General features: G+C 45.2%; 16 protein-coding genes. 13 read left to right on the top strand and 3 right to left on the bottom strand.

The window, feature by feature from the left end:
- Positions 1-53: 53 nt before the first annotated feature.
- From nuoC to L0J61_RS00365, 12 genes are all read left to right on the top strand, one after another.
- Positions 54-1829, top strand: a complete 1776-nt coding sequence (nuoC, locus tag L0J61_RS00420; RefSeq protein ID WP_301464334.1) for an NADH-quinone oxidoreductase subunit C/D — start codon at positions 54-56, stop codon at positions 1827-1829.
- Between the two features lie 188 nt (positions 1830-2017).
- Positions 2018-2527 (top strand): NADH-quinone oxidoreductase subunit NuoE, encoded by a 510-nt coding sequence (gene nuoE, locus L0J61_RS00415; protein ID WP_301464333.1) that lies wholly within the window; start codon positions 2018-2020, stop codon positions 2525-2527.
- Positions 2524-3948 carry an NADH-quinone oxidoreductase subunit NuoF gene (nuoF, locus tag L0J61_RS00410; protein ID WP_367651936.1) on the top strand — a complete coding sequence of 475 codons (1425 nt, stop codon included), beginning with the start codon at positions 2524-2526 and terminating at the stop codon, positions 3946-3948. Before nuoE ends, nuoF begins: the two co-directional genes overlap by 4 nt.
- A 10-nt stretch (positions 3949-3958) precedes the next feature.
- Positions 3959-7039, top strand: a complete 3081-nt coding sequence (nuoG, locus tag L0J61_RS00405) for an NADH-quinone oxidoreductase subunit NuoG (protein WP_301464332.1) — start codon at positions 3959-3961, stop codon at positions 7037-7039.
- A 52-nt stretch (positions 7040-7091) separates the two neighbouring features.
- A complete protein-coding gene (nuoH, locus tag L0J61_RS00400; protein WP_301464350.1) occupies positions 7092-8084 on the top strand; it encodes an NADH-quinone oxidoreductase subunit NuoH in 993 nt (330 codons plus the stop codon).
- A gap of 54 nt (positions 8085-8138) precedes the next feature.
- On the top strand, positions 8139-8687 hold the full coding sequence (gene nuoI, locus L0J61_RS00395) for an NADH-quinone oxidoreductase subunit NuoI (protein WP_301464331.1): 549 nt from the start codon (positions 8139-8141) through the stop codon (positions 8685-8687).
- The gene (gene nuoJ / locus L0J61_RS00390; RefSeq protein WP_301464330.1) at positions 8684-9391 is read left to right on the top strand and encodes an NADH-quinone oxidoreductase subunit J; all 708 of its coding nucleotides are present in this window, start codon (positions 8684-8686) and stop codon (positions 9389-9391) included. The genes nuoI and nuoJ overlap by 4 nt, the downstream gene beginning before the upstream one ends.
- Before the next feature lie 98 nt (positions 9392-9489).
- The gene (gene nuoK / locus L0J61_RS00385; RefSeq protein ID WP_301464349.1) at positions 9490-9798 is read left to right on the top strand and encodes an NADH-quinone oxidoreductase subunit NuoK; all 309 of its coding nucleotides are present in this window, start codon (positions 9490-9492) and stop codon (positions 9796-9798) included.
- A 4-nt stretch (positions 9799-9802) separates the two neighbouring features.
- Complete coding sequence (nuoL, locus tag L0J61_RS00380) at positions 9803-11677, top strand: NADH-quinone oxidoreductase subunit L (RefSeq protein WP_301464329.1); 1875 nt, start codon at positions 9803-9805, stop codon at positions 11675-11677.
- Position 11678: 1 nt separating this feature from the next.
- A complete protein-coding gene (nuoM, locus tag L0J61_RS00375) occupies positions 11679-13304 on the top strand; it encodes an NADH-quinone oxidoreductase subunit M (protein WP_301464328.1) in 1626 nt (541 codons plus the stop codon).
- 3 nt (positions 13305-13307) lie between these two features.
- A complete protein-coding gene (gene nuoN / locus L0J61_RS00370; RefSeq protein WP_301464327.1) occupies positions 13308-14786 on the top strand; it encodes an NADH-quinone oxidoreductase subunit NuoN in 1479 nt (492 codons plus the stop codon).
- Positions 14787-15025: 239 nt separating this feature from the next.
- Positions 15026-15856 carry a ferredoxin--NADP reductase gene (locus L0J61_RS00365; RefSeq protein ID WP_301464326.1) on the top strand — a complete coding sequence of 277 codons (831 nt, stop codon included), beginning with the start codon at positions 15026-15028 and terminating at the stop codon, positions 15854-15856.
- Positions 15857-16099: 243 nt separating this feature from the next.
- Here the strand turns inward: L0J61_RS00365 and L0J61_RS00360 are convergent, their stop codons facing one another.
- Positions 16100-16879 (bottom strand): hypothetical protein, encoded by a 780-nt coding sequence (locus L0J61_RS00360; protein WP_301464325.1) that lies wholly within the window; start codon positions 16877-16879, stop codon positions 16100-16102.
- 867 nt (positions 16880-17746) lie between these two features.
- On the opposite strand from L0J61_RS00360, the gene L0J61_RS00355 reads away from it, so the two are divergent.
- Positions 17747-18619 (top strand): mechanosensitive ion channel family protein, encoded by an 873-nt coding sequence (locus L0J61_RS00355; RefSeq protein ID WP_301464324.1) that lies wholly within the window; start codon positions 17747-17749, stop codon positions 18617-18619.
- 11 nt (positions 18620-18630) lie between these two features.
- Here the strand turns inward: L0J61_RS00355 and ybeY are convergent, their stop codons facing one another.
- Together ybeY and L0J61_RS00345 are read right to left on the bottom strand one after the other, a co-directional pair.
- Positions 18631-19248, bottom strand: coding sequence for an rRNA maturation RNase YbeY (ybeY, locus tag L0J61_RS00350; protein WP_301464323.1), 618 nt, complete (start codon positions 19246-19248; stop codon positions 18631-18633).
- A gap of 315 nt (positions 19249-19563) precedes the next feature.
- Complete coding sequence (locus L0J61_RS00345) at positions 19564-20655, bottom strand: PhoH family protein (protein WP_301464348.1); 1092 nt, start codon at positions 20653-20655, stop codon at positions 19564-19566.
- Positions 20656-20951: the final 296 nt, after the last annotated feature.

Raw genomic sequence — 20951 nt, 5'->3', positions numbered from 1 at the left:
TTCGGTTATGATTAACATAGTTTAGTTATGATTAATGAAGGAATACATCATTCATGGTCACGGTAGTCGAAAATACAAATCCCAAGAGCAAGCCTGTTCCAGCGGTTATCAGAGAACTGGAGAATAAGTATAGCGGCAAGTTTGTGGTGCAGCATACCGTTGATGAGATTCCAACGGTTTGGGTCGCACGTGCAGATTTGCTCGATATTCTCTTGTATTTGCGAAAACTGCCGAAACCTTATGTCATGTTGTTTGATTTATCAGCGATAGATGAACGCCTGCGTCAACACCGTCAAGGGTTACCCGACAGTGACTTCACCGTGTTTTACCATCTTATGTCGCTTGAGCGTAACAGCGATGTACGTATCAAAGTCGCGCTAAGTGAAGACGATCTCAATGTACCAAGCGCGACGCAAATTTGGCCAAATGCCAATTGGTACGAGCGTGAAGTGTGGGATATGTTTGGTATTGTCTTTAGCGGCCATCCGCATTTGACCCGCATTCTACTGCCCAAGTACTGGGAAGGTCATCCACTGCGTAAAGAGTACCATGCGCGTGCGACCGAATTTACTCCGTACTTTTTGAATACTGCTAAACAGCAATACGAGCAAGAAAATCTGCGCTTTGTGCCGGAAGAGTGGGGCATGAAGCGGTCAGGTCGTGATGAAGATTTTATGTTTTTGAATATCGGTCCTAACCATCCATCTGCTCATGGTGCTTTTAGACTTGTATTACAGCTTGATGGTGAAGAAGTCGTCGACTGTATCCCTGATATTGGTTATCACCATCGCGGTGCAGAAAAAATGGCTGAGCGTCAGACCTGGCACTCATTTATTCCTTATACCGACCGTATTGATTATCTTGGCGGTGTGATGAATGAGCTGCCATATATCATGTCAGTCGAAAAACTGGCGGGTATTACGATACCGCCACGCGCTGAAACCATTCGTGTGATGATGAGTGAGTTTTTCCGCATCACCAATAACCTGCTATATGTCGGTACGTTTATTCAGGATGCGGGCGGTATGACGCCAGTGTTTTATATGTTTACCGATCGTCAAAAAGCCTACGATGTCATCGAAGCGGTGACTGGTTATCGTATGCACCCAGCGTGGTTCCGTATCGGTGGCACTGCTGCTGATTTGCCACGTGGTTGGCAGCGTCTGGTTCGTGAGTTTTTGGAATGGATGCCAAAACGATTGGACGAGTATGTCAAAGCAGCGCTAGAAAACAGCGTGTTAAAAGGCCGTACCCAAGGTGTTGCTCAATATAATGCCAAGCAAGCACTGGCTTGGGGTGTGACGGGTGCTGGTTTGCGTGCGACAGGTGTGGACTTCGATTTGCGTAAAGCACGTCCATATATGGGCTATGAAAATTACGACTTTGAAGTTCCCGTCGGCTACAACGGTGATGCTTACGATCGCTGTATGGTAAAAGTTGAAGAGATGCGTCAATCACTACGTATCATTCGTCAGTGCATGGACAATATGCCACAAGGCCCTTACAAAGCAGATCACCCTCTAGCAGTGCCACCGCCGAAAGATCGCACATTAAACGATATTGAAACGCTTATTAACCACTTTATCTCAGTGTCTTGGGGTCCTGTGATGCCAGCGGGCGAGTGTACTACGATTGTTGAGGCGACCAAAGGCTTGAATAGCTATTACATCACCTCAGACAAAGCCACGATGAGCTATCGAACCCGTATTCGTACACCGACTTTTGCCCATATACAACAAATGCCATCGGTGATTAATGGCTCGCTAGTATCCGACGCCATTATGTATCTAGCGTCTATTGATATTGTGATGGCTGATTGCGATAGATAGAAGCTTGGAAGTCAAGTTGTAGTGACAAAACTATAGTGATAAAGCGGTAGTGATAAATAACAACGTTAATCAACATATTATTGCCTGATGGCACGCCAAAATGCTGTCATACGTCAATATGACCACAGTTGTAATCAAACTGATATTGCCTTGTGAACAGCGTGATGAGTGAGGAAAGAACGAATATTATGAAAATTGTTTCCGACAAAATGCCAAAAGTAGATGTGGCCAGCATCCTCACCGATGAGGAGGTTGCTGCTATTCATGAGTATATGCATCATTATCCGCATGCCCGTGCTGCCTCGCTCGATGCGCTAAAGTTTGTGCAAAAGCGTAACGGCTGGGTCGATGATGCGCAAGTGAATGCCATTGCCAATATTTTAGACATTCCGATGTCAGATATGGATGGGGTTGCTACGTTCTTCAACCGTATTTATCGCCAGCCTGTCGGTCGTCATGTGATTCTCATCTGTGATTCTGTGGCTTGTTACCTGACAGGTTATGAAGCGTTATCAGCTGAGATTAGATCGCAGTTGGGTATTCAGTATGGTCAGACGACCGATGATGGTCGCTTTACGCTGTTGCCAATTTGCTGTCTAGGTAACTGTGACAAAGGGCCTGCAGTGTTGATTGATGAAGATACCTATGGTCCTGTGCAGCCATCTGAGGTGGCGCAACTATTGGAGCTATACGCATGAGTTTAACGATTTCAGAGCAGATTGCTCGTCGCGGTCAAGGTCAAGCGCCCAGTCAACTGAATCAGCAGCGCGTTCCAATTTATGGCGACAAAGCTACCGCCAACAGTCAAACCAAACCTTTGACATGGCGTTTGGCGCATCATGACGCAGTTCTTGATCTAGCGACTTATCAGTCTTTAGAAGGATTCACGGGTTTAGAAAAAGCCTTGGCTCAGTCGCCTAAAGATGTCGGCAATATGATTAAAGCTGCCAACGTCAGAGGTCGTGGGGGAGCCGGATTTAATGCTGGTCTGAAGTGGTCATTCATGTCTCCTCCAGATGGCTTGCCGCGTTACTTGATCTGTAATGCTGATGAAATGGAGCCGGGTACATTTAAAGACCGTCTGTTAATGGAGCGTCTGCCGTTCCAGTTAATTGAAGGCATGCTTATCACGGCGCATGCTATCGGGGCGACCGATGGTTATATATTTATCCGTGGTGAATATATTTTAGCTGCTGAGCGTTTGGTTGCGGCTATCGAAGAGTGTTTAGCAAATAACCTAATGGGCGATAATATTTTAGGCTCAGACTTTAGCTTTAATTTGCATGTGCATACGGGTGCTGGGCGTTATATCTGCGGTGAGGAAACAGCGCTGATTAACTGTTTAGAAGGTCGCCGAGCCAATCCACGTACCAAGCCACCATTTCCGCAAATCTCTGGCGCGTGGGGCAGACCCACAGTGGTCAATAATGTTGAAACCCTAAACAATATGCCAGCCATTTTAAACAATGGTGTTGAGTGGTATAAGTCACTGTCGCAGATCAAAGGCAAGAGTGAAACCCCTGGTACCAAGCTGTTTGGTTGTTCGGGATTGGTAAATGATCCTGGTCTGTGGGAGCTGCCATTTGGTTATACCGCACGCGAAATTATCGAAGATTTGGCTGGCGGTATGAAAGAAGGTAAAACACTCAAAGCCTGGTTGCCAGGCGGCGCATCGACTGACTTCTTAACCACAGAACACTTAGATGTGGTTGTTGATTTTGACACCATCCAAAAAGCTGGTAGTCGTATGGGTACTGGGTTAATCATGGTCGTTGATGAGGCGCAAGATATGGTGCCGTTATTACGTAATCTTGAGATTTTCTTTCAGCGTGAGTCATGTGGGTGGTGTACGCCATGCCGTGATGGGCTGCCGTGGGGTGTGAAGCTGCTCACTGCTATCAATGATGGCGACGGACAGGCAGGCGATATAGAAAAACTTGAAGGTCTCACGCGTGATTTATGGATCGGTAAAACATTCTGTGCCCATGCACCGGGTGCGATGGAACCTTTGATGAGTGCGATTAAATATTTCCGTCCTGAGTTTGAGGAAAAAATCGCGCAGGCGGTTGGTGTCGATGTTATTGATGCTGCAGCCAACCAACAGCCAGTAGCGAAATAAGGAGAGCGGCATGGCAGTCATACATATTGATGGAACCACTGTCGAGGTAGATAGCGCTGATAACTTGCTACAAGCATGTTTGTCACTTGGCATTGATGTGCCGTACTTTTGCTATCACCCAGCCTTAGGTTCGGTAGGGTCGTGCCGTCAGTGTGCGGTCAAACAGTTTCAAAACAAAGAAGACATGGAAGCCGGTCGTGGTCGTCTCGTGATGTCATGTATGGTCGCTCCTGGTGATGACATGTATATTTCGGTGACTGACGACGAGGCCAAGGCATTTCGTAAGTCGATGGTAGAGTTGTTGATGACTAACCATCCGCACGATTGTCCGACTTGTGAAGAAGGTGGGCATTGTCATTTGCAAGACATGACGTATATGTCGGGTCATAGCCGTCGTCGCTATCGGTTCACCAAACGTACACATCACAACCAAGAACTGGGACCGTTCATTGCGCATGAAATGAACCGCTGTATCGCTTGTTATCGCTGTGTGCGTTTTTATAAAGATTATGCTGGCGGTGAAGACTTGGGTGTATATGGTTCAAACAACCGTGTCTATTTTGGTCGAGATGAAGACGGTCAGTTCGAGAGTGAGTTTTCAGGTAATTTGACAGAGGTCTGCCCAACAGGTGTTTTTACCGATAAAACGCATTCAGAACGCTATAACCGTAAATGGGACATGCAGTATGCGCCAAGCATCTGTCATGGTTGCTCAGCCGGTTGCAATATTTCACCTGGTGAACGTTATGGTGAATTACGTCGTATCGAAAACCGCTATAACGGTGAAGTAAACCGCTATTTCTTATGTGACCGTGGTCGTTTTGGTTATGGCTATGTCAATCGTGAGGATCGCCCAACGCAAGCACTTGAACGTATCAATGATAAGCATGTCAAAATTAATATTGACTATGCACTCGATGAGACTATCAAGCGTCTTAAAGACAAAAAAGCCATCGGTATTGGTTCACCGCGTGCCAGTTTAGAGACCAACTTTGCGCTAAAAAATCTGGTTGGTTTTGATAAATTCTCAACGGGTCTGAATCATCAGCAGCAAGCACTGGTCAATAAATGTATCGAAGTGCTGAGTACCGAAGATATCTATAATCCTAGTATGACTGATATTGAGACCCACGATGCGGTATTGGTATTGGGCGAAGATATTACCCAAACCTCATCACGTGTCGCATTATCAGTACGCCAAGCCGCCAAAAACGAAGGCTTAAAAATGGCCGCAGCGTTAAAGACGCAGCCGTGGCTAGCCGAACCGGTCAAGCGTATTACGCAAGATACGCTCAGTCCAGTTTACGTCATCGATGTGACGCAGACTAAGTTAGAGGACATCAGTAAGGTCAGTGTCGTAGCGACACCTGAAGATATCACTGAGCTTGGTTTTAAGGTCGCTGACGAGATTGCAAATTTTGCAGATGATTTGTCAGAAATAACTGATCCACAAGCTGCCGAATCACAGAGTAATGCCGACAGCGCTAACGCTGAGGCCGATGGCATGCAAGCGCTGGCTCAGCAAATTGCTTATGACTTAATTCAAGCTGACAAGCCTTTAGTTATTTCAGGTAGTAGCTTGTCCTCTACAGTGTTGATAGAGGCGGCTGCACAAATCACTCAAGTATTAACCGCAAAACGTGCAGCTATCAAAGCCACCGAGCAGCGGCAAGTAAACGAACACAATGCTTACGTTCGTAATGAACAGCTTCGCGAGGCCAAGGCCGACGAACATCCTGAAGAAAATAAAGAGCTATCGGCAAAGCCTGATAAATCGCAAGCAGGGATAGATAAAGAAGCGCAAGACGATATCAAACGTGAACCTGCCGAAAATCTCGAGCTTAGAGAAGTAAATCAAGACTATCAGAGGCAGGCAGGTATTTATTTAACTGTGACCGACTCCAACAGCATGGGTGTCTGTATGCTTGGTGGTCAGTCAGTTGAAGAAATATTAGCGACTGATTTTGATGTCGTTGTCGTCGCTGAAAATCAGCTGACAGATGCGATTGATGCAAATAAGCTAACACAGCTATTATCTGATAAAACCGTCATTGCGCTGGATCATCAATTGCTGGATTGGCACAAAGATGTTGATATCGTCCTGCCAGCGGCTAGCTTTGCGGAAGCTGATGGCACGTTGGTGTCTGCCGAAGGCCGTGCTCAGCGTTTTTTCCAAGCTTATGATAATAATTACTACCACCCAATGAGTAGTATTAAAGAAGGCTGGCGTTGGCTACATGCAGTGCATAGTAGTATCGAAGAAAGAGATGTTGACTGGACACAGCTCGATGATGTGATTAACGCTTTGATTGCGACACATCCTAAACTTGCTGGTATCAAGGAAGCAGCACCTGAAGCTGATTATCGTATCACTGGTCTTAAAATCGCCCGTCAGCCACGTCGTTATTCGGGTCGTACGGCTATGCGCGCACCAATATCAGTACATGAGCCAATGCAGCCAAAAGATTTGGACACGGGTTTGACCTTTTCGATGGAAGGCTATAGTGGCGGAAAAACGCCAAGCTCAATGATTCCTTTTGCTCACGATGCAGGTTGGAATTCACCGCAAGCATGGAACAAATACCAAGACAAAGTCGGTGGACATCTGAAAAATGGTGATCCAGGTGTGCGCTTGTTTGATCAGGTCGAACGTCTCGCTGTGCGTCAGTATATAGCACCAGAGGCAACGCCTAAGACCACGACTGATCTACAGCAAGGTCAGGCAAAACTGGTGCCTATCCATAATATTTATGCCAGCTCAATGATGGCGTCACGTAGTCCAATCGTCGCTGAGCAACTGCCTGTTGCCGCGTGGCGTATCGGTATTGATGATGCAAAGGATTGGGATATCTCAGCCGGCGACTATCTGGCCATAGAGATTGACAGACAGCAGTTTACTTTACCTGTTCAAATTGTCGGTTATCTGGCAGAAGGTTGTATCGGTTATCCGGTGGGGCAAGTGGGTATCATTCACCCGTCAATGCCAGCATCAGTACGCAAAGTCGATGCACCAGTGACCATGATGGGAAGTATGGCTGACAATAGCGCAACGCCAGAAACAACGGCGCCGACCACCACACAGGAGGTGTAATATGCAAGTTTCCCGTATTATCCCTGATGTGCCAAGCTTTCTGGCCAGTAGCATGAGCCCTGAAACTTGGTCTATTTTGTTTATGGTTGTTCAGTCGCTGGTTATATTTTTGGTGGTAGTGCTGACCGCTGCTGTCATGATTATCTATGAGCGTCGCATGTTGGCGCTATGGCAAGATCGTTATGGACCAAACCGTGTCGGGCCTTTTGGTTCTTTGCAGCTAGTGGCAGATATGCTCAAAATCTTCTTCAAAGAAGATTGGACGCCTAAATTTACTGACAAGTTTATGTTTACCTTGGCACCTGCGGTGGCGATGTTTACCGCGTTGGCCTCATTTGCCATTATTCCAATTTCACCAACGCTTGGCGTGGCTGATTGGGATATTGGTATTTTGTTCTTTTTTGCGATGGCCGGTATCGCTGTTTATGCGGTCATGTTTGGTGGTTGGGCGTCTGCCAATAAATTCTCGTTGCTTGGGGGCTTGCGTTCTGCAGCCCAGACCATTAGTTACGAAGTGTTTTTGGGTTTGTCATTGATGGGTGTGGTCGCACTAACAGGATCCTTCAATTTACGTGCAATCGTCGAGGCACAAGCTGACGGCTGGTACATCATTCCACAGTTTTTTGGTTTTTTGACTTTTGTAGTAGCTGGTGTGGCAGTGACTCACCGACATCCATTTGATCAGCCGGAAGCAGAGCAAGAATTGGCCGAAGGGTATCATGTCGAATATTCGGGTATGAAATTCGGTATGTTTTTCATCGGTGAGTATGTCAATGTCGTCTTAATCTCAGCGTTGATGACTTGCTTATTTTTTGGTGGTTGGCTTGCCCCTTTTAATTTAGATATTCCGTTTGTTCCACCAGCTTTTTGGTTCGTGATTAAAACACTGTTCTTTATGACACTGTTTGTTTTGGCTCGAGGCTCGCTCATGCGTCCACGCTACGATCAGGTGATGAATTTTGGCTGGAAGGTTTGTCTGCCAGTAACGCTGATTAATCTGCTAGTTACTGCTGCGGTCATTTTGATATTTTCGCCAACGTTGTAATCACCACTAGCCATCATTGATGAACTAGGGTAAAGCTGATAAGGATAATAACCCATGTTTAGTATCATTAAAAAGAACGTCATTGGTATATTTACCATTGTCCGCAGCATGTGGATGGTCAATAGTCATGCGCTCAGGCCGCGCAACACTATTATGTATCCTGAGGAGCCAGTACCAGTGCCGCCACGTTTTCGTGGTCGTATCGTGCTGACGCGTGACCCTGATGGTGATGAGCGCTGCGTCGCATGTAACTTATGTGCAGTCGCCTGTCCGGTGGGTTGTATCTCACTACAGAAAGCGGAGCGAGATGATGGGCGTTGGTATCCAGAGTTTTTCCGTATCAATTTTTCACGTTGTATCTTTTGTGGACTTTGCGAAGAAGCCTGTCCAACAACAGCTATCCAGTTGACACCAGATTTTGAGTTGGGTGAATATAATCGCCAAGATTTGGTATACGAAAAAGAGCATCTGCTTATTTCAGGACCAGGTAAATATCCCGATTATAACTATTATCGTGTGACTGGTATGGCGGTAGCAGACAAGCCAAAAGGTAAAGCTCAAAATGAGGCCGAACCGGTTGATCTAAGGAGCTTGTTGCCATGATGACTATTCTAAACAGCCCTGAATTGGTCGGGTTTTACTCGCTGTCAGCCGTGGCAATATTTGCCAGCTTGCGCGTTGTCACTCAGGCCAATCCAGTACATGCAATCTTGTCCATGATTGTGTCTTTATTGGCCATTGCCGGTATTTTCTTTACGCTAGGCGCTCCGTTTGCTGGTGCGCTTGAGATCGTCGTTTATGCAGGTGCCATTATGGTACTGTTCGTCTTTGTGATTATGATGCTCAATTTGGGCATGAGCAATGATGCGCGTGAAGAACGTTGGCTTGACGCCAAGACATGGGCAATACCGACAGGGTTGACAGCGATCATCGCAGTTGTGCTATATGTCATGATTGGCCTTAATCATGACGAAGCGGCGGTGATTGGTGGTGCTACAATTTCGGCTAAAGATGTCGGCACGGTTCTATTCACTAAATACGTTATGTTGATAGAGGTTGCCGCCTTGCTACTACTGGCTGCTTTGGTCGCTGCTTATCACTTGGGTAAAGAGTCGGTCGATGACGAAAATATCGATCATCACAGTCAAGATTTTCAGCCAATTGTTGGTAGCATTAGAGAGTATGAAAACGATAGTACGCATACAGAATATGATGCGGTAAAAATGGCGGAGCCATACGAATATAAAGAAGTTGACCCGCATGACTATGTAGGTGTGCAACGAGGCACGCACAAGGAGTCGGACTGATGGTACTAGCAGCGAGCGTGGCACAAGATGTGTCGAATATGCCGTTTGCGCACGAGATGGCGGGGCTAGTACAGCCAGCTGCTGAAGCGCAAAATGTACTGGGATTGATACCCATGAGCCATGGATTAATTTTGGCAGGTATTTTGTTTGCCATTGGTTTTTGCGGTGTGATGGTACGACGAAACTTTCTATTTATGTTAATGAGCCTTGAGATTATGATGAACGCGGCAGCATTGGCATTTGTGGTGGCTGGTAGTCGTTGGGTCGACCCAGATGGGCAGATTATGTTTATCTTTATTTTGACTTTAGCAGCTGCTGAAGCCTCAATCGGTCTGGCAATACTATTGCGTTTTTATCATAAGCATGGACATTTAGATGTCGATAGCGCCAATGAGATGAAAGGATGATGTCATGAGTTTATTACCATTAACCTTTATATTCCCGCTCGTTGGCTTTTTAATTTTAGCCTTTATGCGCGATAAGTTGACAGAGCAAGTGGCAATGATAGTCGGTGTCGGTAGCATGCTGTTATCAGCACTATGCACGCTGATTGTTAGTTTCACTTTTCTGACCAATAATCCAGCAGGAACAGTGGTGCAGATTCCGCTTTGGACGTGGTTCCAAGTCGGGGACTTTGCGCCAAACTTTGGCCTCAGTTTTGATGGCTTGGCATTGACCATGACAGGGGTCATCACCGGCATTGGCTTCTTGATTCATATGTTTGCTGCTTGGTACATGAAGGGCGATACTGGCTTCGCTCGTTTCTTTAGCTACATGAATTTATTCGTCGCCAGTATGTTGTTACTGGTACTTGCGGACAACTTATTTTTACTTTACCTCGGCTGGGAAGGCGTGGGTATTTGTTCGTATTTGCTAATTGGTTATTACTATCAAGACAGAGCCAATGGTCGAGCAGCGATGAAAGCGTTTACCGTGACGCGTGTGGGCGATGTGTTCTTGGCCTTTGGTTTGTTTTTATTGTTCCGTGAGTTCGGAACGATGAATATCCAAGAGATTATCCTGCGTGCGCCAGAAGTTTTTGATGTCAACAATCCAACGATGATACTGACCACCATGATGTTGGTGGGTGGCGCGATGGGTAAATCAGCACAGTTGCCATTACATACATGGCTTGCTGATGCGATGGCAGGTCCTACCCCTGTATCAGCGCTTATTCACGCTGCAACGATGGTGACGGCAGGTGTTTACTTGATTGCTCGCTTACATCCATTGTTTGAGCTGACGCCAGGCATCTTATTGTATTGGGTTGGTGGTGTCGGGGCATTAACATTGGTCGTCGCTGGGTTCTGTGCATTGGCGCAGACAGATATCAAACGTATCCTCGCATATTCAACCATGAGTCAAATTGGCTATATGTTTTTGGCACTCGGTGTGGGTGCATGGCAAGGTGCGATTTTCCATTTGATGACGCATGCTTTCTTTAAAGCTTTATTATTCTTGTCGTCAGGCGCTGTGATTTTAGCAGTTCATCATGAGCAAAATATCTTTAAGATGGGCGGCTTACGCAAAAAGATACCGCTGGTATTTTGGAGTTATATCGTCGGTGGCGGTGCGCTTGCGGCGATACCTTGGGTTACCGTTGGTTTTTATTCTAAAGAAGCGATTCTTTGGGAAACTTATGCCACTGGTCATTTAGTCATGTTTTATATGGGTGTATTTGGTGCTTTCTTAACAGCACTTTATACCTTCCGTATGATCTGGATTGTGTTCTTCGGTGAAGAGAAAACGCCTGCGCATAAGCTGTCAGGTGTGTCGTATTGGCTGCCGCTCACTATTTTATTGGTCTTATCGACCGCAGTTGGTGCTTGGATTACTCCGCCATTACAGGGGGTATTGCCTGAGAGTGTTGGACATTTGTTAGAGGTCGCAGGTGAGGCGCATGCCAAACATACAGCAGAGTATATCGCCATGGGTGCGATGTTGGCTGGATTGATACTAGCAGCGTTATTGTATGTCGTTGATAAAGGTCGAATGCTAACGAGATTCAAGCGCACACGCATAGGCGGTGCGATGTATCACTGGTGCTATCATGGTCTGGGTTTTGATGCGCTGTACGATATAATTTTTGTAAAACCCTTTTTGTTCATCGGCCGATTATTTAAAGCTGATCCTATCGATAAAACGTGGCTCGCATTACCTAAGCTGGCTTCAGCAGGTAATAAAGTATTGTCCGCGACGCAAACAGGGTCACTTCGAGGCTACGCTGCAAGCTTTGGCTTGGGTGTCGCTGTATTGCTTGTGCTGGTAATGATGACGGTGGTGTAAGATGATTGAATTACAACAAACGTGGATGCTACCAGCATTAATTGCAATTCCCTTTATTGCAGGGTTGCTGTGCTGGATGGTAGAGCGATTTAATAAACGTCTACCGCGCTGGATTGCTCTAATCGGCATGACGTTAACTTTTGCCTTGTCACTCGTATTGTGGCATTACGGTGATTATAGTGGTATGAGCGAGCAAGTGATTTCACCTGATGCGGGTGTACCTTGGGTTGCTGAATTCAGTGTACCTTGGATACCAAGCTTCGGTATTAGCTTTCATTTGGCATTAGATGGCTTGTCATTGTTGATGGTGGGTTTAACGGGGCTGCTCGGTATTGCTGCAGTTGCCTGTTCGTGGAACGAAATACAACGTCGGGTTGGTTTTTTCCATCTGAACTTGCTTTGGAGTCTCGGCGGCGTCATTGGTGTGTTCTTAGCCATTGACTTGTTCTTGTTCTTCTTCTTTTGGGAGATGATGCTGGTTCCCATCTACTTCTTGATCGCATTGTGGGGTCATGATGTGGTTGGCAAAACAAAAGAATACGCGGCTACCAAGTTCTTTATCTATACCCAAGCGTCTGGGCTTATCATGCTCATCGGTATTTTGATGCTGGTCATTATCAACTACGCCCAAAGAGGGGTGGTGAGCTTCAATTATCATGATTTACTCGGCACGTCACTCGGCGGCTGGGAATATCCAATCATGCTGTGTTTCTTTATCGGTTTTGCCGTGAAGTTGCCAGTGATTCCTTTTCATGGTTGGTTGCCCGACGCTCATGCGCAGGCACCAACTGCAGGCTCAGTCGATCTGGCAGGGGTTTTGATTAAGACTGCGGCATATGGTCTGATTCGTTTTGTCTTGCCATTATTCCCAGCTGCGTCACAGGACTTTGCACCCATCGCCATCACTCTAGGTACGATAGGTATCTTTTATGGTGCATGGTTAGCCTTTATGCAGACAGATATGAAGCGGTTGCTGGCTTATACCAGTATCTCGCACATGGGCTTTGTCGTATTGGCAATCTATGCAGGCACACTACTCAGCTTACAAGGCTTGATGATCCAGATGCTAGCGCACGGTCTTAGCTCGGCAGCATTGTTTATTATGGCAGGACAGCTCTATGAGCGTCTGCACACACGGGATTTGACCTTGATGGGCGGAATGTGGGGCCAGTTCCGTTACTATGCGCCGATATTGATGTTCTTCTGTGCCGCGTTGCTCGGTATCCCAGGTACAGGGAACTTCATTGGTGAGTTTATGATTTTATTTGGCTCATTTGCGCAGTATCCAGTGTTTGTCGTGCTCGCAACGATTAGCCTAGTCTTAGCCGGTTTATACTCGCTCATTTTGATTCATCGTGCTTTATTTGGCAAAAACAATATCGAAGAATTGGCAGTACAAACGACTAAATCACAGGGTTTGCCTGCACGTAAGGTAAAAGATTTGGGCAAGCGCGAGTTGTCACTGTTGCTCATACTGGCTGCTGGTTTAGTATGGCTCGGATTATATCCTCAGCCATTCCTTGATACGTCAAGTCATGCGATGCAGTGGATCAATAATGCATATATATACAGTCAAGTGACACAAGTAGATGCGTCGCAACTGCTTGATGTAATGGAGGCACGTTAAGTCATGAATGATATTACGATGATTGATTTGATGGGGTTGCTCCCTTATGCGCCGATCATTGCCGTGGTAATTACGGTACTGGTGGTGATGATCGCTATCGCGATTAAACGCGCCCATGTGGTCACTGGTACATTGACAGTGCTCGGTCTAAATATTGCCCTTTTCACCTTACTGGGGCAAATGGCAGGTGTCATTGATAGCGGAACTTTTGTGCCAGATGCTGAGCAACTATTCGTTATCGATAGCTTTGCTCAGTTTAATATGGTGGTTATCCTTATCTGTGCATTGGCTTGTTGTACGTTGTCTTATGCGTATATTTCAAACCTAAAAGACAATAAAGATGAGCTGTATCTGTTGATGTTGCTATCGACAGTTGGTGCGTTGCTGATGGTAAGTGCCCAACATTTAGCGTCGTTCTTTATGAGTCTAGAGATGCTGTCGGTACCACTCTATGGCTTACTGTCCTATACTTATATGCGTAATCGTTCGCTGGAGTCAGGTCTGAAATACTTGGTATTATCAGCGACAGCATCTGCGACATTGTTGATGGGTATGGCATTTATCTATGCAGAGGTAGGGTCATTGGCCTTTAAGCCTATTAGCATGGTACTCGGTAATTTGTTTGAGTCACCACTGTTGATACTTGGCGCGGCAATGATGATGTTTGGTATTGCCTTCAAACTATCTGCTGCACCTTTTCACATGTGGACACCAGATGTGTATGAAGGGGCACCTGCACCTATTGCTACATTCCTGGCGTCAGTGTCAAAAGTGGCGATGATGGCGTTGGCGGTTCGCTTCTTGATTGATACGTCTTTGCTGGCATTGCCTTCCGTACAGATGCTACTAATGGTGATGGCAACCTTGTCTATTTTAGCCGGTAATTTACTGGCGGTTCGTCAGACCAGTTTGAAGCGCTTATTGGGTTACTCATCTATTGCCCACATGGGTTATGTGTTGGTTGTAATAGTCAGTATTGGTATGGCCGCTGATAGTATCTCTAGTATGTATATGGCGGTTTATGCCTTTACCTCTATCGGTGCATTTGGTGTGGTGACTTTGATGTCTAGTCCTTATCGCTTGGCTGATGACGCTGATGAGTTGACTCATTACCAAGGTCTTTTTTGGCGTCGTCCAATATTGACTGCGGTGATGACAATCATGATGTTGTCATTGGCGGGCATACCCTTGACGGCAGGTTTCATCACTAAGTTGTTTGCTATTTTGGCGGCAGTCCAGGGCACTAACTGGTTCCTAGCAGGTATGATAATCTTGGGTAGTGCGATTGGTTTGTACTATTACTTACGTGTCTTACTCACGCTATTTAAACGTCCTAAGAAATCAATCGAGTTTGATGTTGTCGGGCAGTGGGGTATTCGTGCTGGCGGTATCATGGTCATCGCTATGACAGTGATTATCCTGTACTTTGGTATTTTGCCAAATACTATGATTGAATGGGCGAGCTTGGCTCGTATTTGGTAGTACTGCTGATACATAGAATCTAATACAGCAGAGCTGAAATATACGACCAGATAAGTCGTGGCGATTTATCTGTTGTTACCGTTAGAAAACCAAGGTGCGCCAGCTTTATGATAAGCTTGGCGCATCTTTTGGTTTATAAGGCTGAATAATCTACCAGAACCAAAACCTGTATTCCAAAATAATAATCTATAACAACAATCTACAACGACAATCCATAACTACAAAAGTGACTACTTATCATGAGTGACAATATTCAGACAGTAACCGTGCTCAGCAAAACAACATGGACCCCCAATCTTTTTAGCTTTACTGTTACCCGCCCTGATAGCTTTAAGTTTACCGCAGGGCAGTTTGTACGCTTGGGTGTCAACCCTAGCCAGCTGAGCTATTACAAGCAGCAAACAGGAGAGGACGCCAATGCCGCTGATGATTCGCTAGACGAAGACATTTTTCGTGCTTATTCGATTGTCTCTTCGCCGTTCGATGAAGTACTTGAGTTTTTCTCTATTGTCATTCCTGATGGCGCGTTTACCTCACAGCTACAACACCTAGAGGTAGGTGATGAGTTGCTATTAAATACCATGCCATTTGGTTTTTTGACGCTAGCACGCTACCAAAAGCCAGAGCCCAAAGATTTATGGCTGCTCGCTACTGGGACTGGACTGGCGCCGTTTCTGTCTATGCTGGAGGATCTGAAGACTTGGGAAGACTATGACCATATTGTGTTGGCTTATAGTGCGCGCTCGGTAGCAGAACTGGCCTATATTGATAAGATTAAGAGCTTGCAGGAAGAGTTTGGATCGTTGGTGGATGACCCAGCCAAGTTTATCTTTATCCCTATCGTCACCCGAGAGCCTCTAGAAGGCGCACTGACAGAAAGATTGCCAAAGCTACTATTAGAGGAAACCTTGCAGCAGCGCGCAGGCATACCTTTAGACGTCGATAGCGCTCACGTGATGTTATGTGGCAACCCAGACATGGTAGAAGATACCAAGGAAGCACTAAAGACATTGGGGCTAGTGATGAATCGTCGAGGTGAAGGTAATATTGCGGTAGAGAACTATTGGTAAGCGTCTGATCTTTTGGCCTTGGTAGAAGCCTAGCGGCTAAAACCAAAAAACTGACGCAAATCTGAGAGGTAACAGACAGTGTTTGAAGGGACCGGGTTCAGGCGTATTGAATGACCCCGAAACCCGAACACGTCGGCACTTGTATGTCGGTATTGGCATCAAGTAAGAGCAGTGTCACCAAAGTACGAGAACTATTACGAAAAATAGCGCGAACTGCGAGAAATTTTTAGTCTAATAAACGGACTACGCTTGGCTCGGCTCTGCAGCATCGTCTATCGGGTTTATAGGACCTTGCATCAGTTCGGGGTCGTCATCGTCGCCAATGATGTCTTCGTTACTACTGGCGGCCAACAAATCACGATAATTGACCTGCGCCTTTAAAATCATTTGCTGTTCTTCCAGCTCACCATAATTGACTTGCACCTTATGTAAGGTGCTTATGATTTTTTGATTCTTTTTGAGCCAGCGATTGATATCCAGATAAATAATATTGTCCTTGGCACGAGCAATGTTGATATAAGACAAAATGAAACCCAACGGGTCTTTTTTGAGTATGCTGTGATAGAACCAAATGAAGAGCTTAATACCTTGGCGTTTTAAGAAAGACTCGCAGCGCAGGTTTAGCACATCGGTATATGTCTGCTGACCGAAGACGAATCGTTGCACGTTTCGATCGAGCTGAACGTGAACCAAGCTAAAGTTGCTGGCAACCTCGACATAAATGCCAGAGATATCAATCGTACAGTACAAGCGAAACCAGTCATCATGCATCTCAACACGCAGCTCTAAGATGGCATTTACATTGTTCGTGACGAATTTTTGTAGGGCGTCATTAACGTATTGTTGCGCTACGGGCAGCGACAGTTCATTTTCGAATTTGTCCGTGGTTTTGCTATACAGTTTTTTTATAGACTGGGCGAGACGATCCCAGCCACTATTGAATGACTCGTCAAAGCGATAGCCAATGTCTTCAAAGAACTCATCATAACTTTCTGAACTATTCACGTTATCAAAATCACTCAAACTTAATTTCCTCATCACTAGGTAGTACGCAGCTGAAAAGACAGTGCAAAAAGATATGGTTTAAAAAATCATAAATGCACTTTTCTTACGTAATTTGCCTTATGAAACGTTTCCTAATATTTGTTAATCAGTTGCTGCTTGAAGTTGGACAAACAGAACCTCACGTCACAGCACGCTACTGATTTTATCACCTATGCTGAGTGTATGTGTTAGAAGATAGAAACTCAAACGACATTTTTAATAACATGAGACTTAGAAAGCAGTATATATCAAATACGACGATTGCAAAATGAACACGAGCGTCTTATAGAAAATCATTTGAGATGTCGGCGAGAATTATGCTTGAGTTACGCTTGATAAGGGACTTGCCAGACATTCTTGTATTATATGGTTTTTTTTGGATGTAAATCTAGCGGGCTAATTCTATGTCATGAGATGGTGACCTAGGTACAGCATGTGCTAGACTAGAGGTCACAATCCTCTATAGTCATACTTGCCAGACGCCTCATAATTCATTGAACAGCGCAGCTCATATCACATTGAAGTATAAATACTCAAATATGATGTGAGCTTACTTGTGTCTGTCGCCGCCGCATTATCCACACGCCTATTGATTATCTTGGTCATCATTTTAGGTAGCAGGTTTCCTCTAAGTAGCGCCTGAGTGCGATGATAAAGCAGATCGTAATTGCCTAACCGGTAATTAATAGACGAGTGACAAGGCTTAGAGTGACTTTAATCATTGGTTTTAACGTTGGATTAGCTAAGAATGGGTGCTGCTAGTATCAAATCAGCATCAAGGGCGAATGAGAAAAACACCCGAAGTAATCTCAATATATAAATACATTTTTAGGAAATAGAATCAGTATGGAATTTTTAGGTTATACCTTCGATATTGCGACTATCATTAGCAACGCAACTGGCTTAGTTATCAAAATCGCCTTAGCGATATTGATCTTTGCGGTAGGGCACTGGCTTGCCAAAAAGGCAGTCGGTTTGGCAGACAACATGATGTCACGCAGTCATCTAGACGAAACGGTCGCTAGTTTTTTAAGTCGTCTATTATATGGTGTGCTTTTAGTCGTGGTAATTTTGGCTGCGTTGAATAAAGTTGGTGTACATACGACATCAGTCGTCGCCATATTAGGTGGTGCTGCAGTCGCTATTGGTTTGTCATTAAAGGATCAATTGTCGAACTTCGCAGCTGGTATTATGATTGTGACTTTTCGTCCGTTTGTACGAGGTGACTACGTTGAAATCACTAGCCATACCGGTACAGTGACAGAGATTACGTTGATTAATACTCATCTGACGACGATCAATAATCACGATATTATTATTCCTAATAGTGATATAACGAACTCAGCAGTTACTAACTATACTCCGATACCAAAACGTCGTGTCGATATCACGGTTGGTGTCGGTTATGATGCTGATATCAGAGCCGCTAAAAATGTCATGCTGAGCTTGGCAAAGAGCAACTCTATGGCCTTTACTGACCCAGAGCCTATCGTGCGCGTGACCAACTTGGGTGATAATTCGGTAGACATCACATTAAACGTTTGGACGACCAATGCTGATTGGTGGGCAATGCAGTGTGAACTACTTGAGCAGTTCAAAGATGCACTGGATGATGAGAAAATCGAGATTCCATTCCCACAACGCAGTGTCCATGTTAAAGGTTTAGACCAGATGATCAATCAGATGAGTCATTCACAAAATACGTTGACCAAAGACTAATCCAGCGTTATTTAAGCATTTGGAGTATAAGGATTTGGTAGGTTTAAACCTGCCAAAACCTCAATCTCAAAGCTTTCCATCTCGTCTTGCTCGTTTTGTCCCAGCTCGTGATCGAAGCCTAAGAGGTGCAGCACCCCGTGTATCAGCAAATGACTGATGTGCTGCGCAACCGTTTTCTCTTGTTCCGCCGCTTCGCGTATCACGACCTCATTACAGATAATGAGCTCGCCGAGTGGCAGCGTCGGCATCAGCTCGATGACGGTAGCAGGCAAGTCGCTTGGATACGATAAGATATTGGTCGCATAGTCTTTGCCACGGGCTTCTAGATTCAGTTCACGTCCTTCAATACTGTCAGTGATATATATGTCCAGAGCTTTTGGTTTCGTTTGCCACAGCTTTGGGCTGATGTCAGTAAAGTAGGGCAGCGTGAGACCGTCTTTGATATGCTCATCCATGTACTCTAGGGTTGCTATCATGATGGTCAGTAGTTTATTTTCATTATAAAAATCGTCTACCAAATCAATATCAATGCTATCCGCAGCACTGATATTAATCTCTGTTCTTTCCTGAGTATTTACCGATACGTCATTTGAGTGATGGTTATTGTTTTTACGATTAGAGTGGCTCATGGCGGTATCCCAGTCAGTATATTGTCATTCGATTGCTAAGTAAGAATATGGATCACTTTGTGGTGCTATTAGTTGCTAGCGCTATTATTAAATGGCGTTGCAACTCATTAGCGTTACTATAGCTAAGTTGGTCGCATGCTACCAGTAGTGGCAAAGATTAATAAAAAACGCATGCTCACCAGAACGCATTAAACAGAATGCGTTAAATAGAGCTCATTAAAAAACCGGATTACGCTCAGTAATCCGGTTTTTTGGTTTTGGCATTATGAAATCAATTAGCGTTATAAAATCAAAAAGGTATGCCGAAACAGTTAGTTATAATCTAGCTGCCGCATCTGTTATGGCTTGTCTGCGCTCTTGTTCTTTGATGCGCTCAAACTTACGTTTTTCTTCTAGAGCGACTTGCTCCTCGTCAAACACGTCATAGGCTTCAACGATTTTTTGTACCAGCTGATGGCGTACGACGTCTTTTGAATCAAACTTGGTGATATGGATTTCGTCGATGCTACTGAGTATGTCCATCGCTTGCGCCAAGCCTGATTTGTGACCACGAGGCAGATCAACCTGTGTGATGTCACCTGTGATGACTGCTCGTGAGCCGAACCCTAAGCGTGTCAAAAACATTTTCATTTGTTCGGGAGTGGTGTTTTGTGCTTCATCCAAAATGACAAATGAGTTGTTTAGCGTACGACCACGCATATAAGCAAGTGGTGCAATTTCGATGATTTGACGCTCGATCAATTTACCGACTTTTTCGAACCCAAGCATTTCATATAAGGCGTCATATAATGGGCGTAGATATGGGTCAATCTTTTGTGTTAAATCGCCCGGCAAAAACCCTAGTTTTTCGCCAGCTTCTACAGCTGGACGCACTAATAAGATGCGTTCAATTTCGTTGCGTTCTAGCATGTCGACTGCACAAGCAACGGCGAGATAAGTTTTACCCGTACCGGCAGGACCGATACCGAAAGACACATCCGAGCTCAATACGTTTTTGACGTAGCGTTGTTGGTTACCGCCGCGTGGGACAATCCGACCTTTACGGGTACGCAAGCTAATAGGCGTAAAATCACTGGGTGCGTCTTCGCCTTCTGACTCGGCGTCAAAGCCTGAATCCTGTTTGTCATCTTCGATATCTTGGTCACGGGAGATGCTCGATTGGATGATCAGATGCAGCTCTTCTGCGCTGATGTCTTTGGTGTTTTGTGCTTCATCGACCAGTTTATAAATGATACGTTCACCGCGCTCGACAGCGGTCACGTCACCGCTAAGACAGAAATCTCCATGGCGTTGCATGATTTTGATATCGAGGCGCTCTTGCAGGTATTTCATGTGGTTATTGTATTCGCCGAGCACAGTTTTTAGCTGTGCTGGGGTGAGTGATTCAAATTTGATACGGCGGCTCATGGTGTCAGTCAATCGATTATCCTCGTGTTGTGTGCCCGATGCTATCATTGGAGTGTGATATGAATCAGTGCTGATAGCGTCGCAGGCGTAAGCGATAAAATAGTCAGTCGGTTTATAATTGCTTTATATCGTTGAGGCAAAGGTAACGGCTAGGGCGTGCCCTCGATTCAATCAACAGTCATCTAAACGGATTAAAAATGGCTAAATATTGCCAAACAGCGTCAAATAGCTAACTAATATCTCGATATTATCTGCGCTATTTTCCTTGTTTGACTGCCATTTATCTCATTTTTATC

It is taken from the genome of Psychrobacter sp. (genome assembly GCF_030457785.1).
Lineage (GTDB): Bacteria > Pseudomonadota > Gammaproteobacteria > Pseudomonadales > Moraxellaceae > Psychrobacter.
The sequence above is the reverse complement of the archived record's forward strand: the minus strand, read 5'-3'. Positions and strand labels throughout refer to the sequence as shown.

Excerpts from the sequence above, each read along its gene's own strand:
- nuoC (WP_301464334.1), top strand. The coding sequence starts at position 54 with ATGGTCACGGTAGTCGAAAATACAAATCCCAAGAGCAAGCCTGTTCCA.
- nuoE (WP_301464333.1), top strand. The coding sequence starts at position 2,018 with ATGAAAATTGTTTCCGACAAAATGCCAAAAGTAGATGTGGCCAGCATC.
- nuoF (WP_367651936.1), top strand. The coding sequence starts at position 2,524 with ATGAGTTTAACGATTTCAGAGCAGATTGCTCGTCGCGGTCAAGGTCAA.
- nuoG (WP_301464332.1), top strand. The coding sequence starts at position 3,959 with ATGGCAGTCATACATATTGATGGAACCACTGTCGAGGTAGATAGCGCT.
- nuoH (WP_301464350.1), top strand. The coding sequence starts at position 7,092 with ATGAGCCCTGAAACTTGGTCTATTTTGTTTATGGTTGTTCAGTCGCTG.
- nuoI (WP_301464331.1), top strand. The coding sequence starts at position 8,139 with ATGTTTAGTATCATTAAAAAGAACGTCATTGGTATATTTACCATTGTC.
- nuoJ (WP_301464330.1), top strand. The coding sequence starts at position 8,684 with ATGATGACTATTCTAAACAGCCCTGAATTGGTCGGGTTTTACTCGCTG.
- nuoL (WP_301464329.1), top strand. The coding sequence starts at position 9,803 with ATGAGTTTATTACCATTAACCTTTATATTCCCGCTCGTTGGCTTTTTA.
- nuoM (WP_301464328.1), top strand. The coding sequence starts at position 11,679 with ATGATTGAATTACAACAAACGTGGATGCTACCAGCATTAATTGCAATT.
- nuoN (WP_301464327.1), top strand. The coding sequence starts at position 13,308 with ATGAATGATATTACGATGATTGATTTGATGGGGTTGCTCCCTTATGCG.
- L0J61_RS00365 (WP_301464326.1), top strand. The coding sequence starts at position 15,026 with ATGAGTGACAATATTCAGACAGTAACCGTGCTCAGCAAAACAACATGG.
- L0J61_RS00355 (WP_301464324.1), top strand. The coding sequence starts at position 17,747 with ATGGAATTTTTAGGTTATACCTTCGATATTGCGACTATCATTAGCAAC.
- ybeY (WP_301464323.1), bottom strand. The coding sequence starts at position 19,248 with ATGAGCCACTCTAATCGTAAAAACAATAACCATCACTCAAATGACGTA.
- L0J61_RS00345 (WP_301464348.1), bottom strand. The coding sequence starts at position 20,655 with ATGAGCCGCCGTATCAAATTTGAATCACTCACCCCAGCACAGCTAAAA.